The organism is Mycobacterium sp. NPDC051804 (assembly GCF_044452905.1).
Taxonomy (GTDB): domain Bacteria; phylum Actinomycetota; class Actinomycetes; order Mycobacteriales; family Mycobacteriaceae; genus Mycobacterium.
On sequence record NZ_JBITCD010000001.1, the window covers coordinates 1,021,732 to 1,040,905 of the forward strand.

The window sequence follows — 19,174 nt, forward strand, 5'->3', positions numbered from 1 at the left end:
GTTCAATCAGAGAGGGGCGGCCATGGCTGTCGACGAAGCGAAGTTGAACGAATTCCTCGGCAAGGCGGTTGGCGATCTCGGTGCCGCGATGAGTGCGACGCTGATCCTCGTCGGCGATCGCCTTGGTCTCTATCGCGAACTGGCGAAAGGTGCAGTCACCTCGACCGAATTGGCCCAGCGCACCGGAACTGACGAGCGCTACGTCCGAGAATGGCTCGGCAACCAAGGCGCCGGCGGATACGTGGAGTACGACCCCGCTTCCGACAAGTGGTCGCTGAGTCCAGAGCAGGCGCTGTGCCTGACCGACCCAAACGGTCCGGTCGACATGCCCGGTGCGTACAACATCGTGGAGGCCACGTTCCATGCGCTCGAGCACACGCTGGCGAATTTCACCTCCGGTCGCGGCCTGGAATGGGGCGATCATCACCCGTGCCTGTTCGAGGGGACGGAGCGGTTTTTTCGCGCCGGCTACAACGCCAGCCTCATCGACTCATGGCTTCCGGCTCTCGACGGTGTCGTCGAGAAGCTCGAGAGCGGGATCAAGGTCGCAGATGTCGGATGCGGGCACGGCGCCAGCACCATCTTGATGGCGAAGTCATTCCCCGACTCAGAATTCATCGGCTACGACTATCACGACGAATCGATAGCGGTTGCCACGAAGAAGGCCGCGGCGGCCGACGCTGGGAACGCGCGATTCGAAGTCGCCGATGCCGTCGGCTATCCGGACAGAGAAATCGACCTGATCGCGTTCTTCGACTGTCTGCACGACATGGCCGATCCGGTCAGTGCGGCGCGGCACGCGCGCGAGGCCATCAGCGGCGACGGAACCGTGATGCTGGTGGAGCCATTCGCCAATGACCGGATGGACGATAACTTCAATCCGGTCGGCCGCGTGATGTACGGCGCCTCCACTCAGATCTGCGTCCCGGTGTCCCTGGCGCGTAAGGGTCCGGCGCTGGGCGCCCAGGCCGGTGAAGCTCGGTTACGCGAGATCATGGTCGACGGTGGCGGATTCACCGGCTTTCGGCGGGCGACCGAGACTCCGTTCAATCTCGTGCTCGAGGCGCGACCGTAGCCGTCGTCAGCGAGCGGCGGAGAAGGCGCGCAGCGACTCGACCTGAACGGGATCGAGCGACGGCCGCACGGTTTCGCGGGCCTTGGCGACGTCGGCCGCGGTGACGGCGGCGGCGTCGATGGAGCGCCGCATCGCGGTCAGCGCGGACTCGCGCAATAGGGCCACACAGTCGGCGGCGCTGTAGCCCTCTAGCTGTCCGGCCAGTGCATCGAGGTCGACATCGTCGGCGAGCGGCACGGACTTGCCTGCGGTGCGCAGGATCTCGCGCCGAGCCTCGGCGTCCGGCGGTTCGACGAAGACGAGCTTCTCGAGCCTGCCCGGTCGCAGCAACGCCGGGTCGATCAGGTCGGGCCGGTTCGTCGCACCGAGGACCACGACATTGCGCAGCGGTTCGATGCCGTCGAGTTCGGTGAGCAGTGACGCCACCACCCGGTCGGTGACACCGGAGTCGAAGCTCTGGCCCCGCCGTGGCGCCAGCGCGTCGAGTTCGTCGAGGAAGACCAGCGACGGCGCCGAGTCGCGGGCGCGTCGGAACAGATCGCGGACCGCCTTCTCCGAGGCACCGACCCATTTGTCCATCAGCTCGGCGCCTTTGACGGCATGCACGGACAGGCGGCCCGAGCTGGCCAGCGCCCGCACCACGAACGTCTTGCCGCAGCCGGGCGGGCCGTAGAGCAGGACGCCGCGCGGAGGCTCGACGCCGAGACGCTCGAAGGTCTCCGGATGCTGCAGCGGCCACAGCACCGCCTCGGTGAGTGCCTGCTTGGTTTCGGCCATGTCGCCGACGTCCTCGAGCGTCACCGAACCGACTGAGACCTCTTCGGTGGCCGACCGCGACAGTGGGCGGATCACACTCAAGGCGCCGGTCAGGTCGTCCTGCGTCAACGCGGGCGGTTTACCGTCGGTGCTGGCCCGCGCTGCCGCACGCAGCGCGGCTTCCCGCACCAGCGCGCACAGGTCGGCGACGACGAAACCTGGTGTGCGTTCGGCAATTTCGGACAGATCGAGGTCGCCAGCGGGGACGTCGCGCAGCAGCACCTCGAGCAGCTGCTTGCGGATGGACCCGTCGGGCAGGCTCAAGCCCAGCTCGCGATCGCAGAGGTCAGGGGCCCGTAGCCGAGGGTCCACGTTGTCGGGCACGGCTGAGGTCGCGACAAAAGCCACGCCGCGGGTGGCGACGGCGCTGCGCAACTCGGTGAGTATCAGTGTCGCAACGGGTTCGGCGGGTGAGGGGAGCAGTGCGTCGACATCGGTGATGAGCAGGACGCCACCGCCGTCGCGAACAGTGGACACCGCGGACGAGACGCTGGTGAGCCGGTCCTCTGGGCGCAGTGCGCCGACTTCAGGCCCGTCCAGCTCGACGAGGCGCCGGTCGGTGCAGACCGTCCGGACCATGGTCGCTTTGCCGACGCCGGCCGGTCCTGACACGAGTACGCCGAGATTTGCTGTGGCGCCTAATGTTTCGAGTAGCTGCGGTTGGTCGAGGGCGAGCTTGAGCCATTCGGTCAGCCGGGATGCCTGCGCATGCGCTCCCTTGAGATCGTCGAAGCTGACTGTGGTGGCCGTTGACTCCGTGGGAGCGGTGACGGTCGGTTGACCCGATGTCGGGGTGCGCGACGGGGTCACTCCGTCGCCCCAGCTGACCAACGAATTGGGTTGTACGCTCACGGGTCCCGTGGGATCCACGCCCGTCACTGTCAGCAGCTCGGAGGTCCACGTGATGCCGACCGACGACGCGAGCGCGGAGGTCGCCGCGGAGGTGGGAATGTCGGGGCCGAGTTCACGCGGGAGCAGCGATACGGTGTCGCCCACCGTCATCACCTTGCCCAGCAAGGCCTGGCGTAGCGTCGCAGGCGAGATCGACTGGGTCGCGAGGTTCGAGCCGGACAGTGTCACCGACCGTGCGCCGAACACGGTCGCAGGCGCGACGAGCACCGTGGTGTCCTCGCGAACGCCCGCGTTGGACAGCGTGACGTCGTCGAGGAGTGCGGTACCCGTCGGCGTACCCGACGGCGCGATCCCCGCCACTGCAGCGGTGGTGCGTGAGCCCGTCAGCGACACCGCGTCCCACTCCCGAATACCGAGTGCCGCAATGACTTCCGGATGTAGTCGAACAACGCCGCGGCGCGTGTCCAGGGCCGACGTGTTCAGACGCGCGGTCAGCGTGAGCTGCTGTTTGAGGGCGGGGCGGTCGGTCGCCGACTTCCCCGAATCGAAACCGGTCACGTCAGGAGCCCGGCCTGCGCAATCCGAGTCGCATCACGGACCTCCGGTGCGGCTGCGCACGACGAATCGCCCGCCGTGCCTCCCGTTGTTGTCGAGGTTTGTCGTCCCACACCTCGGGATGTGCGGCCAGGAATCGGCGGGTTCGGATCGCGAACGGAATGTGGATGACGTAACCGAGGATGATCGCGAGGATCACCAGATAGCCGTAGAGAATCGACGCGGCGACCAGGATCGCGACCGCCACCAGCAGCGGGGCGACCATGTTCGGTGAGACCTTGAAGGTGTGAATCTTGCGCATCGGCAGGGTGCTGACCGTGAGAACCGAGATGCCGATCATCCAGATGACCACGGCGATTTCGGACGTCCACCAGCCGTCGCCGAACTGCATCTTGGCGGCGAGCGGACCAATCGCGCCGATCGCCCCGGCCGGGGCGGGCATGCCGACGAAGTACTCCTTCTCGTACGCAGGTTTGGCGACGTCGAGCATCGCGTTGAACCGGGCCAGCCGCAACACGATGCACACCGCGTAGAGCAACACGACGATCCAACCGATCTGGGACGTCGAGAGCAGCGTCGCGTAGACGATGAATGCCGGTGCGACACCGAAATTCACCGCATCTGCGAGCGAGTCGATTTCCTCGCCCATGCGTGACGTGGCCTTCAGGATCCGGGCCATCCGGCCGTCTAGTGCATCCAGGATTGCGGCGACGGCCAGAAACGCCATCGCCTCAGTCGGTCGGCCGTCGAGGGCGAATTTCACCGCACTCAACCCGAGGCAGATGGCCGTCACGGTCATCGCGCTGGGCAGGATGCGCAGGCTGACCACGGGTGCCTTGACGCGGGGTTTGATCACGAAGACGTCCCGGAGGCGGGCAACTCGGCCAGCACCGTTTCGCCGCCGAGGGCGCGCTGACCGACCGTCACCAGCAGGTTCGACCCTTCGGGCAGGTACGTGTCGAGCCGCGAACCGTATCGGATCAGGCCGTACGTCTCGCCGATCGTCAGTTTGTCGCCGACCTTCGCGTCACAGATGATGCGGCGGGCCACCAGGCCGGCGATCTGCACGGCGATCACCTGCGCGCCCTCCGGGGTGTTGATGACCACGCTGTTGCGTTCGTTGTCCTCGCTGGCGGCCTCGAGCTCGGCCGAGTGAAACTTCCCGGGTTGGTGGGAGACCGCGACGACTTCACCGCTGATCGGCACGCGTTGGACGTGGGTGTCGAGGATTGACAGGAAGATGCTGACCCGCGGCAATGGCGTTGCGGGCAAGCCGAGTTCGGCAGGCGGCACCGCGTCCTCGATGAGACAGATCAGGCCGTCCGCGGGTGCCACGACAAGGCCCGGGCGGGTCGGTGGCACTCGAGGGGGATGCCGGAAGAACGCGGCATTGGCGGCCGCGGAGACGAGCCCTGCACGCCGCAGCCAGCGGCTGCGGTAGCCGAGCGCCGCCACAGCGAGGCTCGCACCGACGAACGGTAGGCCCGCCGGGTGCATCGGGGGTACGGAGGAGCGCACCAGCGCGGCGAACCGCGCGGGGCCGGATTGGATATCAGGGCGTCTGGCCATCGTGGGCCGATTCTACGGGCGAGACGTCCCGCCAATAGGGCTAAGTCAAGTCCCAGATGTGAACAGCGGATCCACCGGCGAGTTCGCCGGTTTCCTCATCGATCTCCAATAGACAGTTTGCCGACGCCAGCCAGCGCAGGTGATGCGATGCCGGCGGTCCGTAACTGGTGACCGTGCCTGCGGCCGGATCAAAAACTCCGCGGCGGAACTGGCGCTTGCCGCGTGGTGAGGTCAGATCCTCGGTCAGCACAGCGGTGCGCCGCGGCCGGTCGGCGTTCTGCAGGCCCATCGCGCTTCGCAGCGGCGCGCGCAGAAACACCTCGAAGGACACCAGTGCGCTGACCGGGTTGCCCGGCAGCGTGACGATCGGTGTGCCGTCGACCACGCCCGAGCCCTGTGGCATGCCCGGCTGCATCGCGACCTTGACGAATTCGACCTCACCGCCCAAAGCATCCTTGACGACTTCGTACGCACCGGCGCTCACACCGCCCGTGGTGATGATCAGATCGGCGTCGCAGCGGTGGTCGGCCAGCGCGTCGCGAAACACGTCGACGTCGTCACCGGTGGTCGGTGAGGCCACCACCTCGGCTCCGGCATCGGTCAGCGCCGCAGCCAGCATCACTGCGTTGGATTCGTAGATCTGGCCGGGCTTCAGCGGCGTGCCGGGCGGTACGAGTTCCGATCCGGTCGACATCACCAGCACCCGCTGCCGCGGGATCACCGTCAGCTCGCCCAGTCCAAGCGCGGCGGCCAACCCGAGCGCCGCAGGAGTGACGACCTGCCCCGCCCGCAGCACCGTGCTGCCGGCGGTGACGTCCTCGCCCGCACGCCGAATATGTTGGCCGGGTTTGGCATTCGCACGGATCTCGACAGTGTCGGTCGCGGCGTTGGTCCTCTCGACTGGTACCACCGCGGTGGCACCCCGTGGTAGCGGTGCGCCGGTCATGATCCGGTGCGCAGTGCCGGGCTCGAGGGTCAGGAGGTCGGTGCGGCCTGCCGGGATGTCCTCGGCGACGGGCAGCAGCACGGGCTGCTCCGCGGTCGCGCTCGAGATATCCTCGGCGACAACGGCATATCCATCCATCGCGGAGTTGTCGAAGCCGGGCAGCGACAATGGAGCCACGACGTCGTCGGCCAGTACCAGTCCCAGCGTGTCAGCGATCGCGACGGTGACCGGCGCCCGGCGGGCGATCAGTCCGGCGACGACGTGTTGATGCTCCTCGACCGACCGCATCAGACTCCGAAGGTCACGCCGGTCAGTTCCTCGGACACCGTCCACAACCGGCGCTGAATGGCTTCGTCATGTGACTGTGCGCTGGACGCAACGACTTTCGGGTTGCCCTTGACCTCGCCCATGCCGTCGGGCCCGTAGTACTGGCCGCCCTGTGCGTTCGGATCGGTGGCCGCGCGCAGGGTCGGCAACGCACCCTTATCGGCGGGTTGGGTCACGACCTTCCACAGGGAATCCGGAATGAATCCCGGCAGATACCGCATGAGTTCGGTGTCGGAGAAACCCGGGTGCGCGGCCAGCGCGACGGTCGGGGCGCCCGCAGCCGCGAGGCGCCGCTGCAAGTCGTAGGTGAACATCAGGTTGGCGAGCTTGGACTGGCCGTAGGCCTTGACGCGGTTGTAGCTGCGCTCCCAGTTCAAGTCGTCGAAATGGATCTTGGCGATGATTCGATGACCGACGCTGCTGACGGTGACCACCCGGGAGCCGTCGACGCCGAGCAGGTTGTCGAGTAGCAGGCCGGTCAGCGCGAAATGGCCGAGGTGGTTGGTGCCGAACTGCATTTCGAAGCCGTCTTTGGTGGCCTCGCGGCTCGGCACGTACATCACGCCCGCGTTGTTGATCAGCAGGTCGACGCGCGGATACGCCGAACGCAGTGCGTCGGCGGCTCTGCGTGTGTTCTCCAGCGACGATAGGTCGAGCTCCTGAAGGGTGACCTGGGCGTTGGGGTTCGCCAATTTGATGCGTTCGACGGCCTCGTTGCCCTTGTCGAGGTTGCGCACCGCCATCACGACGTGGGCACCCTTGCCGGCGAGGAGGGCTGCGGTGTCGTATCCGAGTCCGCTGTTCGCACCGGTGACGATCGCTACGCGACCGGATTGATCCGGGATGTCTGCCGCGGTCCATTTGGCGCTCATGCGATCAACATACTGAAGCCCTGCGGCCTTGCGCCGCCGGTTAGTTTCGTTCTATGCGAGTGGTTGCGATGATCATCGGCACGCTGATCGGTGCGGTCGTGGTGTTGTTGGGGCTCCTGGTGGCAGGTATGCGATGGCAGGTCACCCCGGTGGTGAACACAGTGCGACGAATGAACCGCTCGGTGACCAATCCGCGGGTGATGCGCACCGCGGGGAACGCGGGAACGCAGACGTCGGTCATCGAACACGTGGGTCGTCGATCAGGTCAGACCTACGAAACACCCGTCGACATCATCGAGACCACGACCCGACTGCTCATCGCGCTTCCCTACGGGGTGCGCACCGACTGGTTGCGTAACGTGCTGGCCGCTGGAACCGCGACCGTGGTTTCCGGTGGCGAGCGGATTGCGGTCGAACGGCCCGCCGTCGTCGCGACGGCCGATGTCGAGGAGCTGATTCCGGTTCGGACGATGCGGACGCTGCGACTGTTCGGGGTGAGTCAATGTCTGAGTCTTGAAAAGTCGTGACCTGGTGAGCCTGGTGAACGTGCGGGACCCCGCGAATCCGCCGAGCCGCAAGGCGCCACTCGTGTGGGCGCTCGGCGCGTTGATTCCGTGGTCCCTGCTGGCACTCGCCCAGCTGGTGTGGTTCGTCATCGACCACCGCAGCTGGTGGTTGCATGCTCTCGCGGCGGCGGTCACGGTGGTCTGCGTCCTCATGTTCGTCGTGGTGGTTCCGTTGTGGCGCTTTCGAGTCCACCGTTGGGAGGTCAGTTCCGACGCGGTGTACACGCGCTCGGGATGGCTTGTACAGGAACGTCGTATCGCCCCGATATCGCGGGTGCAGACCGTCGACACCGAACGCGGACCACTGGACCGCCTGTTCGGCCTCGCCAACGTCACGGTGACGACGGCGTCGTCGGCGGGGGCGGTGCGCATCGTCGCCCTGGATGTCGACGTCGCGGACCGCGTCGTCGCGCAGCTCACCGACATCGCCGCGATCGGGGGCGAGGACGCGACGTGAGTTTCCAGAGCTCCGGTGTCGAGTGGAGCCGACTGAGCGCCCGCATGCTGCTGGTGCATCCGGTACACGAGGTGCTGCGCCAGATTCCGGTGCTCGTCGGAACGGTCGTACTGGGTTCTGCCACCGGCAATCCGATGTACGCGGTCGCCGTCCTGGTGATCACCGTGGGCATCGGCCTCGCGCGCTGGTTCACCACGAGCTACCGCATTGGTCCCAGCGATGTGCAGCTGCGGAAGGGGATCGTGCAGCGCAAAGTTCTCTCGTTGCCGCGCAACAGGATTCGCTCGGTCTCGACGGACGCCAGGTTGTTGCACCGGCTGCTCGGCCTGACGGTGGTGCGGGTGAGCACCGGGCAGGAGGCCACGGGGGACAGTGCCTTCGCGCTCGACGCGGTGCCTGCCGCCGAGGCGCCGCGGCTGCGGGCTGTTCTGCTGGCCGACTCATTGGCGCCCGACGAGGACCAGACGGTGGCACACGGCCGGGTGCTGGCTCGTTGGCAGCCGTCCTGGCTGGGCTACAGCCCGTTGAGCTTCACCGGCCTGGCGATGATCGCCGCCGCCGTCGGTATCGCGTATCAGGTGGGTGCCGGTGCGGTCCTGCGGGATTCGGGGATCGAGCAGTCGGGTGCGGCGATCGCTGACCGGTTCGGCGTAGCGGCCACTGTCGCCGCCGCTGCGGGGGTGGTGCTGGTCGCGTCCGTCGTGCTGTCGGTGTTGCAGTCCCTGCTGAGTTACGCGAATCTCGAATTGCGTCGTGATGCTGACGTCCTGCACCTCAAGCACGGACTGCTGCGGGTTCGAGAGCATACGTTCGACATGCGCAGGCTGCGCGGCGGAACGCTGCGGGAACCGTTGCTGGTCAGGCTGTTTGGCGGCGCGCGGCTGGATGCGGTGATGACGGGTGTCGGCGGCGCGGGCGAAGCGTCGATGCTGTTGCCGCCGTGTCCCAAGTCCACTGCGCAAACCGTCCTGGCCGATCTGATCGCGCGACCCGAAGCGGTCACCGCAGCTCTGCGCCGTCACGGTCCGGCCGCGACCCGCAGGCGCTGGACGCGGGCGATGGTGTTTCCCGCGGCCATCGCGGTTGTCCTGCTGGTCGTGCAGGCGCCGGGCTGGGCGTGGGTAGCCTGCGCGCTTCTGGCCATCTGTTGCGCGCTGCTTGCCTTCGACCGGGCGCGCTCGCTCGGGCACCTGGTGAGTGACGGCTGGTTGGTTGCGCGGACGGGGAGCTTGCAGCGCAGGCGCGACTGCATCGCGGCGCCGGGCATCATCGGATGGACGGTGCGCCAGACCTTCATGCAGCGCAGGGCCGGTGTGGCGACGCTGATCGCTGCGACCGCGGCAGGCGTCAAGCACTATCAGCTGATCGACGTACCAGCCGAGCTGGCGTGGACGATCGTCGCCGAGGCCACGCCGTGGGTCGCCGACACGCGGTGGGCCGTTTAGTGTCGGGCAATGGCGATCGGTGGGGTGTTGTTCGACATCGACGGCGTCCTGGTGACGTCGTGGAAACCGATCGCGGGAGCTGCCGAGACGTTGCGGACCCTGGCCGACCATCAGGTCGCCTGCTCCTATCTGACGAACACCACCACCAGGACCCGGTCGCAGATCGCCGAATTGCTCACTGACGCGGGGATGGCTGTACGCGCCGACGAGGTCATCACGGCCGCTGTGTTGACTGCCGAATACGTCCGCCACAACTACCCCGACGCGCGATGTTTTCTCGTCAACAGCGGCCAGATCGCCGAGGACATGCCCGGCATCGACATCGAGTACTCCAGTGACTTCAGCGGACCCGCGGCGCCGGAACGTCCTGACGTGGTACTACTCGGCGGGGCGGGACCGGAGTACAGCCACCTGACGTTGTCGTGGGTCTACGACTGGATGGCTCAAGGGGTTCCGGTGGTGGCGATGCACCGCAGCACGGCCTGGACGACGACCGACGGTCTGCGTATCGACGCCGGCATGTACCTGATCGGTATGGAGCAGACCTCGGGCCGTCAGGCCACCGCGGTCGGTAAGCCCGCGCCCGAGGGGTTCCTTGCGGCCGCAAGCCGACTCGGTGTCGATCCGGACGAGATGTACATGGTTGGTGACGACCTCAACAACGATGTGCTGCCGGCGCAGGTGGTCGGAATGGCCGGAGTGTTGGTGCGCACCGGCAAGTTTCGTCAGGACACGCTGGACCGATGGGCGGCCGATGAATTCGCGATGCAGCCGAACCACGTCATCGACTCGGTCGCTGACCTACCGCGGCTGCTGGGGATGTAGCGATGGTCGACGGTGAGTTCCGGCGCCGGTGGCGGTCTGTATAGACATGACCGACGAACACATAAATGCCGTCACGACCGTCAATGCGCCCGCTGAGGTGGTCTTCGACGTCTTGGCCGACCCGGCGACACACCAGGCGATCGACGGCACCGGATGGGTTCGGGAGCCGTTGGACCCGCAGCGCCTGACCGAGGTGGGCCAGATCTTCCGGGTCGCGATGTACCACGACAACCACCCCGAAAAGGATTACGAGATGGCGAACCGGGTCGAGGTGATCGATCCGCCGCGGGCCATCGCGTGGCAGCCCGGTCAGGGCCCGGAACAGCGCGGATACCTTATGGGCGGCACCGAACTCGCATTCGGCGGGTGGATCTGGCGCTATGACCTTGACTCGGCGGGACCCGGCCGGACGCGGGTGACGCTGACCTACGACTGGTCGGGGGTGCCGCCGCAGATGCGCGACATCGAGTTCCCGCCGTTCGAAGTCCAGCACCTGTCCAACTCGCTGAAGAACCTGGCCGGGCTGGCTGAGCGCCGTATCGTTAGCTGACGTCACTTCTCGCTGATGGGTAGGACAGCCGATGCCGCAGAGAGGCCCAGACTTTGGTCTTCTCGGACCGTTGCAATTGTCGGTCGACGGCACCGTGGTGCCGATCGGCACGCCGAAGCAGCGGGCGGTGTTCGCATCGCTGGTGATGAACCGCAACCGGCCGGTGGCAGCGGATTCTCTGATCACGGCCGTGTGGGGTGAGGATCCACCGTCGGAAGCGCGTGCGAGCCTGCACGCCTATGTGTCCAATCTGCGCCGTCTACTCGGGTCTGTCGGTATCGACGGCCGGGCGATGCTCGAGAAGGTCTCGCCGGGGTACCGGCTGAACATCGAGGAGTTGGACGTCGACCTCGGGCGGTTCACCCGCGAGCGCAATGCGGGCGTCCAGGCCGCGACGGCCGGCCGATTCGACAAGGCGAGCACTCACTACTCGAACGCTCTGGCCCAGTGGCGTGGCGACGTACTGGAGGACCTCCGCGCTTTCGACTTCGTCTCGGTCTTCGCCACGGCGATGGCAGACGAAAAGGTCGCCACGCACATCGCCCTTGCCGAATCCGAGATCGCATGCGGGCGCGCGAAGTTGATCACCGGGGAGCTGGAACGGCTTGTCGCCGAGCATCCGTTCCGTGAGCCGGCCTGGGAGCAGTTGATGATCGCGTACTACGTTTCGGCGCGGCAGTCCGATGCTCTCGACGCGTATCAGCGACTCAAAACCGTGCTGGCCGACGAACTCGGAATCGACCCGAGCCGGGCGCTCCGGGAACTGCACGAGAAGATCCTGCGGCAGGAGCCGATGGACGCCAAACCTCCGGCGGACACCACGCTGGCAGGCACGTTCATCAGCCTGGCGAACCGCACCGCGATCAACACCGGCAAAGAGCGCGCACAACTGCGGGCGGTGTCAGGTGAGTGCTATCCGGTGAAGGGTGTGGCCACCAGGATCGGGCGACGATCCGACAACGACATCGCGCTGAACGATCCGAGGGTCAGCCGCCACCACGCCGTGATCATCGACACCGGGACCAGTTTCGTGCTCATCGATGCGCGGTCGGCCAACGGAGTCGAGCTGGACCACAAGCGAATTCGCGGTAGCGCCCCACTCACCGACGGGTGTCATGTGCGCATCGGCGAAAGCGATTTCCGCTTCGAGCTGGCGCCTCGTTAGTTCTACAGACCGCGCACCGCTTCGATGCGGGCCAGCAGATGATCGCTGGTTGCCGCGGCGATTGGCGGGCCGCCACAGATCCTGCGCAGCTCGTTGTGAATCCACCCGTGCGGCTTCCCGGTGCGGTGATGGGCGATCGACACCAGCGCGTTGAGCTCGCGTCGCAGCTCGCGCAACTGCCCGTGCTTGGACGGCCGGGGGACCTCACCCGAAGCGGTGCGCTTGGTGAGTTGCTCTTCTTGCCTGCGTCGCAACAGATCGCGCATCTGGTCGGTGTCCAGCAAGCCTGGGATGCCGAGATAGTCGGCCTCTTCGTCGCTGCCCGCCGGCGTCGCCGTGCCGAAGGAGGACCCGTCGAAGATCACCTGGTCCAGTTCCGCGTCGGCACCGAGCATCTCGAAGCCGTTGTCCATGTCACTGGACTCGTCCTTCTGCTTGGCGGCATCGGCGAGCAGATCGTCGTCGAGGCCGTCCGATTCGCGGTGCGGCTGACCGAGCACGTGGTTGCGTTGCGCCTCCATCTCGCTGGCGAGCAGCAGCAAGTTGGGTACCGAGGGAAGGAACACGCTGGCCGTCTCACCGGGCCGCCGCGACCGGACGAACCGGCCGATCACCTGAGCGAAGAACAGCGGGGTGGACGCGCTCGTCGCGTAGACGCCGACGGTCAGCCTCGGCACGTCGACACCTTCGGACACCATGCGCACCGCCACCAGCCACCGGCTGGTGCCCGCCGAAAACTGGGAGATGCGGTCGGACGAGCCCTTGTCGTCGGAGAGCACGACGGTGGGCGCCTCACCGGTCAGCCGGGTGAGGAGTTCGGCGTACGCACGCGCCGCGGTCTGATCGGAGGCGATGATCATGCCGCCCGCATCGGGCACGTGCTGACGCTTCTGCTGCAGCCGCTTGTCGGCGGCCGCGATCACGGCGGGCATCCATTCACCGGCAGGGTTCAGGGCGGTGCGCCACGCCCGTGCCGTCTGCTCGACGCTCAGCGGCTCGCCGAGCCGCGCGGTGTGTTCTTCGCCGGCGCTGTCGCGCCACCGTGACTCACTCGAGTAGGCCATGAACACCACCGGCCGGACGACGCCGTCGGCCAACGCGTCGCTGTAGCCGTAGGTGTGGTCCGCCTGTGACCGCAACAGGCCATCGGCGCCGCGCTCGTAGTTGACGAACGGGATCGCGCTGTCGTCGCTGCGGAACGGTGTGCCGGTCAGGGACAGTCTGCGGGTGGCGTCACCAAATGCCTCGAGCATGGCGTCGCCCCAGCTTTTCGCGTCGCCGCCGTGGTGGATCTCGTCGAACACCACGAGAGTGCGGCGGTTCTCGGTGCGCACCCGATGTCGTGACGGATGCTTGGCAACCTGCGCGTAGGTGACGACGACGCCGTGATACTCCGAGGATGTCTGCGCCGACGAATTGGAGAACTTCGGGTCGAGCGCGATGCCCACACCGGCGGCTGACAGAGCCCACTGGATCTTGAGGTGTTCGGTCGGCACGACGACGGTGATCTGGTCGACGACGCGTTCGGAAAGCAGCTCTCCGGCGATCCGCAGGGCAAACGCCGTCTTCCCCGCTCCCGGAGTCGCGACCGCCAGGAAGTCGCGCGGCGCAGCAGCGAGATACCGCACCAATGCCCGACGCTGCCAGCCCCGCAAAGCCTGGGTGTCGGGCGCTGCATAAGCCCGCACCCAAAGCTCCTTTACTGATCGGGACGCCGATCGGAATGAGCCTAGCGCAACGGATTACGCCGACGCACGTTTCGGCGTGTCGGCTATTGCGTGTCATTCGACGATAAAGTTGTCGTTCTCGATGAACCACTCGGCGCGTTCCTCGTCGGTCAGGTCGGCCAGTTGGGCGAAGCCCTCGAAGTACGCTTCCCGCGGTGCGCCGGGAGCAAACAGCATCAGGATCGAGGCGGGTGAATCGGCCTCGTTGCGGAAGCCGTGGATGCCGCCGGGGGGTACATACAGGAAGTCGTTCGGATTCCCGTCGATCCAGTCGGTGCCATCGTAGAGCCTGACGGTCCCGGAGAGAACGAAGAACGCTTCGGACATCGCGCGGTGAAAGTGCGGGCCCGGCCCTCCGCCGTTGGGCGCGATGTCGACGCGGTACAGGCCGTAGTCGCCGTCAGTGGACTGCTGGTTGGCGAGATAGTGGTACTTCACGAGGCCGAACGAGTCGTAGTCCGGCGGCGCCCCGCCATTTTCGGGCGCCACTCTCAACCGGGCACTGACCTCCGGTTTGTCCTTGGTGTAGCGGGCTGGCGGATACGGTGGCACGTTGCGCGGATCCCAGAGTGACATCGCTTGTCAGCGTGCCACACTCGGCTAGACGGGATAGGCGACTCCGGTCAGCTCTTCGGACACCGTCCACAGTCGCTGCTGCGCGGCGACGTCGTGCGATGCGTCAGTCGACGACACCACCTTCGGGTAGCCACGGAGCTCGCCGATCCCGCCCGGCCCGTAATACTGACCGCCCAGCACCGAGGGGTCGGTCGCCGCGCGCAGCGTCGGCAGCGCACCCATGGCGGTGCTCTGCTGGAGGCCGACGAAGGGCAGGAACATGATCTGAATCGGCAGTGACGCGTTGCGGCCGAGTTCACTCTGCGACGCGCCCGGATGCGCGGCGGCGGCGATCGTCTCGGTGCCCTTGAGGCGTCGCTGAAGTTCGTAGGTGAACATCAGGTTGGCGAGCTTGGACTGGCCGTAGGCGCCCATCCGGCTGTACGAGCGTTGCCACTGCAGGTCGTCGAAGTGGATACCGCCGCCGAAGCGGTGCCCGGTACTGCTGACGGTGACGACCCGTGAGCCGGGTGCCACCAGCAGACGGTCCAGGAGCAGCCCGGTCAACGCAAAGTGGCCCAAATGGTTTGTGCCGAACTGTAATTCGAACCCGTCCTCGGTGACCGTCTTCGGGGTCACCATCACGCCCGCATTGTTGATCAGCAGGTCGATGGATTCGTGGTTGGCCTTCAGCTGTTCGGCGGCGGCCCGGACGGATGTCAGCGACGTCAGGTCGAGTGCCTGGAGGTCCACCTGAGCGCTGGGGCTGGCCGCCTCGATGCGGCGCACGGCCTCCTTGCCCTTGTCGGTGTTGCGCACGGCGAGCACGACGCGCGCACCTTTGGCCGCGAGTGCGGCCGCGGTCTCGTATCCCAGGCCGGTGTTGGCGCCGGTGATCACTGCGGTGCGACCGGTCTGGTCGGGGATCGCGGCGGTAGTCCAGTTGGTCATAGCGGATACACAACCTTCGCCAGTTCTTCGGAGACGGCCCAGAGCTGGCGCTGTGCGTCGGCGTCGTGTGAGGCGCGGTTGGATGATACGAGCGTGGCATACCCCCGCTGTTCGGCGAATCCGTCGGGACCGAAATATTGCCCGCCGAGCACGTCCGGATCGGCAGCCGCCCGCAGTGTCGGCAGCGCACCCATGTCGGCACCCTGGAACAACGGCCGCACCAGTGGAGTCAACGCCTGGACGGCCCGAGGCAGATTGCGCATCAGCTCTGTGTTCGATCCGCCGGGATGTGCCGCTGCGGCGATCGTGTTGGTGCCTTGCAGCCGCCGCTGCAATTCGTAGGTGAAAAGCAGGTTGGCGAGTTTCGATTGCCCATATGCACGGAAACGGTTGTACCCGCGTTCCCATTGCAGATCGTCGAAGCGGATCGCGTCGATCAGGCGATGACCAGTGCTGCTGACTGTCACCACACGTGAGCCCGGCGCTGCGAGCACTCGGTCGAGAAGCAGGCCGGTGAAGGCGAAGTGGCCCAGATGATTTGTGCCGAACTGTAATTCGAAACCGTCCTTGGTGGTCGTCTTCGGAGTGAACATCACGCCCGCATTGTTGATCAGCAGGTCGATGGATTCGTGGTTGGCCTTCAGCTGTTCGGCGGCATCGCGGATCGAGGCCAGTGACGTCAGGTCGAGTTCCTGTAGATCGATGCGAGCGCCGGGACTGGCTTGTTCGATGCGGCGTGCCGCGTCCTTGCCCTTGTCGAGGTTGCGTACGGCGAGAACGACGTGCGCACCCTTGGCGGCGAGTGCTGTCGCGGTTTCGTATCCCAGTCCGGTGTTGGCGCCGGTGATCACCGCGGTGCGCCCGGTCTGATCGGGAATCTGCGCGGTTGTCCATCTGGACATGAGGTCTCCTCGGTAGAGTGTTAAACGGAGCCTACGCCCCGTTTGATGACAACTATACGGAACGCACGCCCCGTTTCATCCATTCCGCTAGAGGAGAAATTGACCGAGACCGAGCGACCGCTACGCGCGGACGCGGCCCGCAACCGCGCTCGCGTGCTCGAGGTTGCCTACGACACCTTCGCCGCCGACGGACTGTCGGTTCCGATCGACGAGATCGCCCGTCGGGCCGGCGTCGGCGCAGGCACCGTCTACCGCCACTTCCCGACGAAGGAGGATTTGTTCCGGGCGGTCGTGGAGGACAGGATTCGCGGCATCATCGGCGAGGGTCGCCGATTGCTGACCGCCGGCGACCCCGCGGATGCGTTGTTCGAGTTTCTCCGGTCGATGACGTTGACGTGGGGCGCGACTGATCGAGGGCTCAGCGAGGCGCTGGCGGGAGTCGGAATCGACGTCGAGAAGGCGATGCCCGAGGCGGAGGGCGAGTTCTTCGCGATGCTCGGTGACCTGCTGCGTGCCGCCAAGCAGGCAGGTGTCGTGCGCGGTGACGTCTCGGTGCCGGACGTCAAAGCGATCTTGGTGGGACTGCAGGCCATGCAGAGCTACAACGACGACGCGGCGAAGCGGCTTACCGACGTGGTCCTGGACGGGCTTCGCCCCCGGTGAACGACCTTGCACTCGCCATGGTTGAGTGCTAAAAATGCAGTTGGCACTCGCGACCGGTGAGTGCTAGGTCGGGACGGTGAGGCCGGGGCCGCATACGCGGAGCACATCCCCAGCCGTCCGTCGCGGGCACTGCGCCCGACCAGAAGACGTGCATCCCCAATCCGGAGGAATCACTTCGCAATGGCCAAGACAATTGCGTATGACGAAGAGGCCCGTCGTGGCCTTGAGCGGGGCCTGAACAGCCTCGCCGACGCCGTAAAGGTGACGTTGGGCCCCAAGGGTCGCAACGTCGTACTGGAGAAGAAGTGGGGCGCCCCCACGATCACCAACGATGGTGTTTCCATCGCCAAGGAGATCGAGCTGGAGGACCCGTACGAGAAGATCGGCGCTGAGCTGGTCAAAGAGGTCGCCAAGAAGACCGATGACGTCGCGGGCGACGGCACCACCACCGCCACCGTCCTGGCTCAGGCGCTCGTTCGCGAGGGTCTGCGCAACGTGGCCGCCGGCGCCAACCCGCTCGGCCTGAAGCGCGGCATCGAGAAGGCCGTCGAGAAGGTCACCGAGACGCTGCTGAAGTCGGCCAAGGAGGTCGAGACCAAGGAGCAGATCGCTGCGACCGCCGCGATCTCCGCGGGCGACACCCAGATCGGCGAGCTGATCGCCGAGGCCATGGACAAGGTCGGCAACGAGGGTGTCATCACCGTCGAGGAGTCCAACACCTTCGGCCTGCAGCTGGAGCTCACCGAGGGTATGCGCTTCGACAAGGGCTACATCTCGGGCTACTTCGTCACCGACGCCGAGCGTCAGGAAGCGGTCCTCGAGGATCCGTACATCCTGCTCGTGTCGTCCAAGGTGTCGACCGTCAAGGATCTGCTGCCGCTGCTGGAGAAGGTCATCCAGTCGGGCAAGCCGCTGCTGATTATCGCCGAGGATGTCGAGGGTGAGGCCCTTTCCACCCTGGTCGTCAACAAGATCCGCGGCACCTTCAAGTCCGTCGCCGTCAAGGCTCCGGGCTTCGGTGACCGTCGCAAGGCCATGCTGCAGGACATCGCGATCCTGACCGGTGGCCAGGTCATCAGCGAAGAGGTCGGCCTCTCGCTCGAGACCGCTGACGTCGCGCTGCTTGGTCAGGCCCGCAAGGTCGTCGTGACCAAGGACGAGACCACGGTCATCGAGGGTGCCGGCGATTCCGACGCGATCGCGGGCCGGGTGGCCCAGATCCGCGCCGAGATCGAGAACAGCGACTCCGACTACGACCGCGAGAAGCTGCAGGAGCGCCTGGCCAAGCTGGCCGGCGGTGTTGCGGTGATCAAGGCCGGCGCTGCCACCGAGGTGGAGCTCAAGGAGCGCAAGCACCGCATCGAGGACGCCGTTCGCAACGCGAAGGCTGCCGTCGAGGAGGGCATCGTCGCCGGTGGTGGCGTGGCTCTGCTGCAGTCGGCTCCGGCGCTGGAGGAGCTGAAGCTCACCGGTGACGAGGCCACTGGCGCGAACATCGTTCGCGTGGCGCTGTCGGCTCCGCTGAAGCAGATCGCCTTCAACGGTGGGCTCGAGCCCGGCGTTGTCGCCGAGAAGGTCACCAACTCGCCCGCCGGTACCGGCTTGAATGCCGCGACCGGTGAGTACGAGGACCTGCTCAAGGCTGGCGTGGCCGACCCGGTCAAGGTGACGCGTTCGGCGCTGCAGAACGCGGCGTCCATCGCGGCGCTGTTCCTGACCACTGAGGCCGTCGTCGCCGACAAGCCGGAGAAGGCGGCCGCACCCGCGGGCGACCCGACCGGTGGCATGGGCGGTATGGACTTCTAAGTCTGCTCAACGAAAAGCCCCGGCTCGCTTGTCGAGTCGGGGCTTTTTCTTTTGGTCGAGTGTCGGGTGGTTGCACGTTCTCGGAGCCAAAGCGTGACAAAACCCGACACTGGGCGCTACTTCTTCAAAGGCAGGCAGTCGTGCAGACCGTCCGGGCTGGTCGCCACGGAGTCGGACGTGGCTCGGCGGTGCAGAATCGCCTTCGTGGGGCTGACGGTGAGTCGATCATCAGTCACCTCGGCGCGGCCGTCGACGATCAGCGTGTAGCCGCCGGGGTCCGTCGGCGGCCAGACGACGGTCACGTCGGGATGCTCTCCCGCGTTGCGGCGGGTGCCCGAACCCATCCGGCCGACGTCGAAGACGCCGCCTTTGAGTACCGGTTCGACTGCCACGGTGTGCGCGCGGTAGTCGTCGCCGACGGTGATCAAGTAGCCGAACGAGAACTCCGCCAACGCGTCGGCGAGTTTGTCGAGATCCACCTTGACGCTCATAAGCCGAGGATACGAGCCGTGGGGAAGATTTCCAGCGCATAGGAGCGTTGAGCGAAAAC

The 19,174-nt window shown here is 66.3% G+C and carries 19 protein-coding genes; 9 read left to right on the forward strand and 10 right to left on the reverse strand.

Annotated features, from left to right (window positions below):
• Positions 1–22 precede the first annotated feature (22 nt).
• Positions 23–1,075, forward strand: coding sequence for a class I SAM-dependent methyltransferase (locus ACIA48_RS04935; protein WP_396728166.1), 1,053 nt, complete (start codon positions 23–25; stop codon positions 1,073–1,075).
• Between the two features lie 6 nt (positions 1,076–1,081).
• On the opposite strand, the gene ACIA48_RS04940 is transcribed toward ACIA48_RS04935, so the two are convergent.
• From ACIA48_RS04940 to ACIA48_RS04960, 5 genes are read right to left on the reverse strand one after another with little or no spacing between them, the layout of a single operon-like run.
• Positions 1,082–3,301, reverse strand: a complete 2,220-nt coding sequence (locus ACIA48_RS04940) for an AAA family ATPase (protein WP_396728168.1) — start codon at positions 3,299–3,301, stop codon at positions 1,082–1,084.
• A 1-nt stretch (position 3,302) separates the two neighbouring features.
• Positions 3,303–4,154, reverse strand: coding sequence for a CDP-diacylglycerol--serine O-phosphatidyltransferase (pssA, locus tag ACIA48_RS04945; protein ID WP_396728170.1), 852 nt, complete (start codon positions 4,152–4,154; stop codon positions 3,303–3,305).
• On the reverse strand, positions 4,151–4,867 hold the full coding sequence (locus ACIA48_RS04950) for a phosphatidylserine decarboxylase (protein ID WP_396728172.1): 717 nt from the start codon (positions 4,865–4,867) through the stop codon (positions 4,151–4,153). The genes pssA and ACIA48_RS04950 overlap by 4 nt, the downstream gene beginning before the upstream one ends.
• A gap of 40 nt (positions 4,868–4,907) precedes the next feature.
• Positions 4,908–6,101 carry a gephyrin-like molybdotransferase Glp gene (gene glp, locus ACIA48_RS04955; protein WP_396728174.1) on the reverse strand — a complete coding sequence of 398 codons (1,194 nt, stop codon included), beginning with the start codon at positions 6,099–6,101 and terminating at the stop codon, positions 4,908–4,910.
• A complete protein-coding gene (locus tag ACIA48_RS04960; protein ID WP_396728176.1) occupies positions 6,101–7,012 on the reverse strand; it encodes an SDR family NAD(P)-dependent oxidoreductase in 912 nt (303 codons plus the stop codon). Before ACIA48_RS04960 ends, glp begins: the two co-directional genes overlap by 1 nt.
• Before the next feature lie 53 nt (positions 7,013–7,065).
• On the opposite strand from ACIA48_RS04960, the gene ACIA48_RS04965 reads away from it, so the two are divergent.
• The 6 genes from ACIA48_RS04965 to ACIA48_RS04990 are packed head-to-tail and all read left to right on the forward strand — an operon-like array spanning position 7,066 to position 12,020.
• On the forward strand, positions 7,066–7,539 hold the full coding sequence (locus tag ACIA48_RS04965) for a nitroreductase family deazaflavin-dependent oxidoreductase (protein ID WP_396728178.1): 474 nt from the start codon (positions 7,066–7,068) through the stop codon (positions 7,537–7,539).
• Between the two features lie 13 nt (positions 7,540–7,552).
• Positions 7,553–8,035 carry a PH domain-containing protein gene (locus ACIA48_RS04970; protein WP_396728518.1) on the forward strand — a complete coding sequence of 161 codons (483 nt, stop codon included), beginning with the start codon at positions 7,553–7,555 and terminating at the stop codon, positions 8,033–8,035.
• Between the two features lie 44 nt (positions 8,036–8,079).
• Entirely contained in the window at positions 8,080–9,480 is a 1,401-nt protein-coding gene (locus ACIA48_RS04975; protein WP_396728520.1) for a PH domain-containing protein, read from the forward strand.
• A gap of 9 nt (positions 9,481–9,489) precedes the next feature.
• Positions 9,490–10,305: an HAD-IIA family hydrolase gene (locus ACIA48_RS04980; protein ID WP_396728180.1), complete on the forward strand. Its 816-nt coding sequence runs from the start codon at positions 9,490–9,492 to the stop codon at positions 10,303–10,305.
• Positions 10,306–10,351: 46 nt separating this feature from the next.
• Positions 10,352–10,855 (forward strand): SRPBCC family protein, encoded by a 504-nt coding sequence (locus ACIA48_RS04985; RefSeq protein WP_396728182.1) that lies wholly within the window; start codon positions 10,352–10,354, stop codon positions 10,853–10,855.
• Between the two features lie 31 nt (positions 10,856–10,886).
• On the forward strand, positions 10,887–12,020 hold the full coding sequence (locus tag ACIA48_RS04990; RefSeq protein WP_396728184.1) for a BTAD domain-containing putative transcriptional regulator: 1,134 nt from the start codon (positions 10,887–10,889) through the stop codon (positions 12,018–12,020).
• Between the two features lie 2 nt (positions 12,021–12,022).
• On the opposite strand, the gene ACIA48_RS04995 is transcribed toward ACIA48_RS04990, so the two are convergent.
• The 4 genes from ACIA48_RS04995 to ACIA48_RS05010 all read right to left on the reverse strand — a co-directional run bounded on the left by ACIA48_RS04995 (position 12,023) and on the right by ACIA48_RS05010 (position 16,155).
• Positions 12,023–13,708 carry a DEAD/DEAH box helicase gene (locus ACIA48_RS04995; RefSeq protein ID WP_396728186.1) on the reverse strand — a complete coding sequence of 562 codons (1,686 nt, stop codon included), beginning with the start codon at positions 13,706–13,708 and terminating at the stop codon, positions 12,023–12,025.
• Positions 13,709–13,801: 93 nt separating this feature from the next.
• Positions 13,802–14,323, reverse strand: coding sequence for a cupin domain-containing protein (locus ACIA48_RS05000; protein ID WP_396728188.1), 522 nt, complete (start codon positions 14,321–14,323; stop codon positions 13,802–13,804).
• A 24-nt stretch (positions 14,324–14,347) separates the two neighbouring features.
• The gene (locus ACIA48_RS05005) at positions 14,348–15,253 is read right to left on the reverse strand and encodes an SDR family NAD(P)-dependent oxidoreductase (RefSeq protein ID WP_396728190.1); all 906 of its coding nucleotides are present in this window, start codon (positions 15,251–15,253) and stop codon (positions 14,348–14,350) included.
• Complete coding sequence (locus ACIA48_RS05010; RefSeq protein WP_396728191.1) at positions 15,250–16,155, reverse strand: SDR family NAD(P)-dependent oxidoreductase; 906 nt, start codon at positions 16,153–16,155, stop codon at positions 15,250–15,252. Before ACIA48_RS05010 ends, ACIA48_RS05005 begins: the two co-directional genes overlap by 4 nt.
• Positions 16,156–16,254: 99 nt before the next feature.
• On the opposite strand from ACIA48_RS05010, the gene ACIA48_RS05015 reads away from it, so the two are divergent.
• Both ACIA48_RS05015 and groL read left to right on the forward strand, forming a co-directional pair.
• On the forward strand, positions 16,255–16,818 hold the full coding sequence (locus ACIA48_RS05015; protein ID WP_396728193.1) for a TetR/AcrR family transcriptional regulator: 564 nt from the start codon (positions 16,255–16,257) through the stop codon (positions 16,816–16,818).
• Between the two features lie 180 nt (positions 16,819–16,998).
• Positions 16,999–18,624, forward strand: coding sequence for a chaperonin GroEL (gene groL, locus ACIA48_RS05020; protein ID WP_396728195.1), 1,626 nt, complete (start codon positions 16,999–17,001; stop codon positions 18,622–18,624).
• Positions 18,625–18,740: 116 nt separating this feature from the next.
• Here groL and ACIA48_RS05025 read toward each other — a convergent pair whose 3' ends face one another.
• Positions 18,741–19,115: a pyridoxamine 5'-phosphate oxidase family protein gene (locus tag ACIA48_RS05025; protein WP_396728197.1), complete on the reverse strand. Its 375-nt coding sequence runs from the start codon at positions 19,113–19,115 to the stop codon at positions 18,741–18,743.
• Between the last annotated feature and the right edge of the window lie 59 nt (positions 19,116–19,174).

Bases quoted from the DNA above. Each gene is read 5' to 3' on its own strand.
- ACIA48_RS04990 (WP_396728184.1), top strand. From the start codon at position 10,887: ATGCCGCAGAGAGGCCCAGACTTTGGTCTTCTCGGACCGTTGCAATTG.
- ACIA48_RS04980 (WP_396728180.1), top strand. From the start codon at position 9,490: ATGGCGATCGGTGGGGTGTTGTTCGACATCGACGGCGTCCTGGTGACG.
- glp (WP_396728174.1), bottom strand. From the start codon at position 6,101: ATGCGGTCGGTCGAGGAGCATCAACACGTCGTCGCCGGACTGATCGCC.
- ACIA48_RS04960 (WP_396728176.1), bottom strand. From the start codon at position 7,012: ATGAGCGCCAAATGGACCGCGGCAGACATCCCGGATCAATCCGGTCGC.
- ACIA48_RS04975 (WP_396728520.1), top strand. From the start codon at position 8,080: ATGCTGCTGGTGCATCCGGTACACGAGGTGCTGCGCCAGATTCCGGTG.
- ACIA48_RS04950 (WP_396728172.1), bottom strand. From the start codon at position 4,867: ATGGCCAGACGCCCTGATATCCAATCCGGCCCCGCGCGGTTCGCCGCG.
- ACIA48_RS05025 (WP_396728197.1), bottom strand. From the start codon at position 19,115: ATGAGCGTCAAGGTGGATCTCGACAAACTCGCCGACGCGTTGGCGGAG.
- ACIA48_RS04985 (WP_396728182.1), top strand. From the start codon at position 10,352: ATGACCGACGAACACATAAATGCCGTCACGACCGTCAATGCGCCCGCT.
- ACIA48_RS05010 (WP_396728191.1), bottom strand. From the start codon at position 16,155: ATGTCCAGATGGACAACCGCGCAGATTCCCGATCAGACCGGGCGCACC.
- ACIA48_RS04935 (WP_396728166.1), top strand. From the start codon at position 23: ATGGCTGTCGACGAAGCGAAGTTGAACGAATTCCTCGGCAAGGCGGTT.
- ACIA48_RS04965 (WP_396728178.1), top strand. From the start codon at position 7,066: ATGCGAGTGGTTGCGATGATCATCGGCACGCTGATCGGTGCGGTCGTG.
- ACIA48_RS05000 (WP_396728188.1), bottom strand. From the start codon at position 14,323: ATGTCACTCTGGGATCCGCGCAACGTGCCACCGTATCCGCCAGCCCGC.
- ACIA48_RS05005 (WP_396728190.1), bottom strand. From the start codon at position 15,253: ATGACCAACTGGACTACCGCCGCGATCCCCGACCAGACCGGTCGCACC.
- groL (WP_396728195.1), top strand. From the start codon at position 16,999: ATGGCCAAGACAATTGCGTATGACGAAGAGGCCCGTCGTGGCCTTGAG.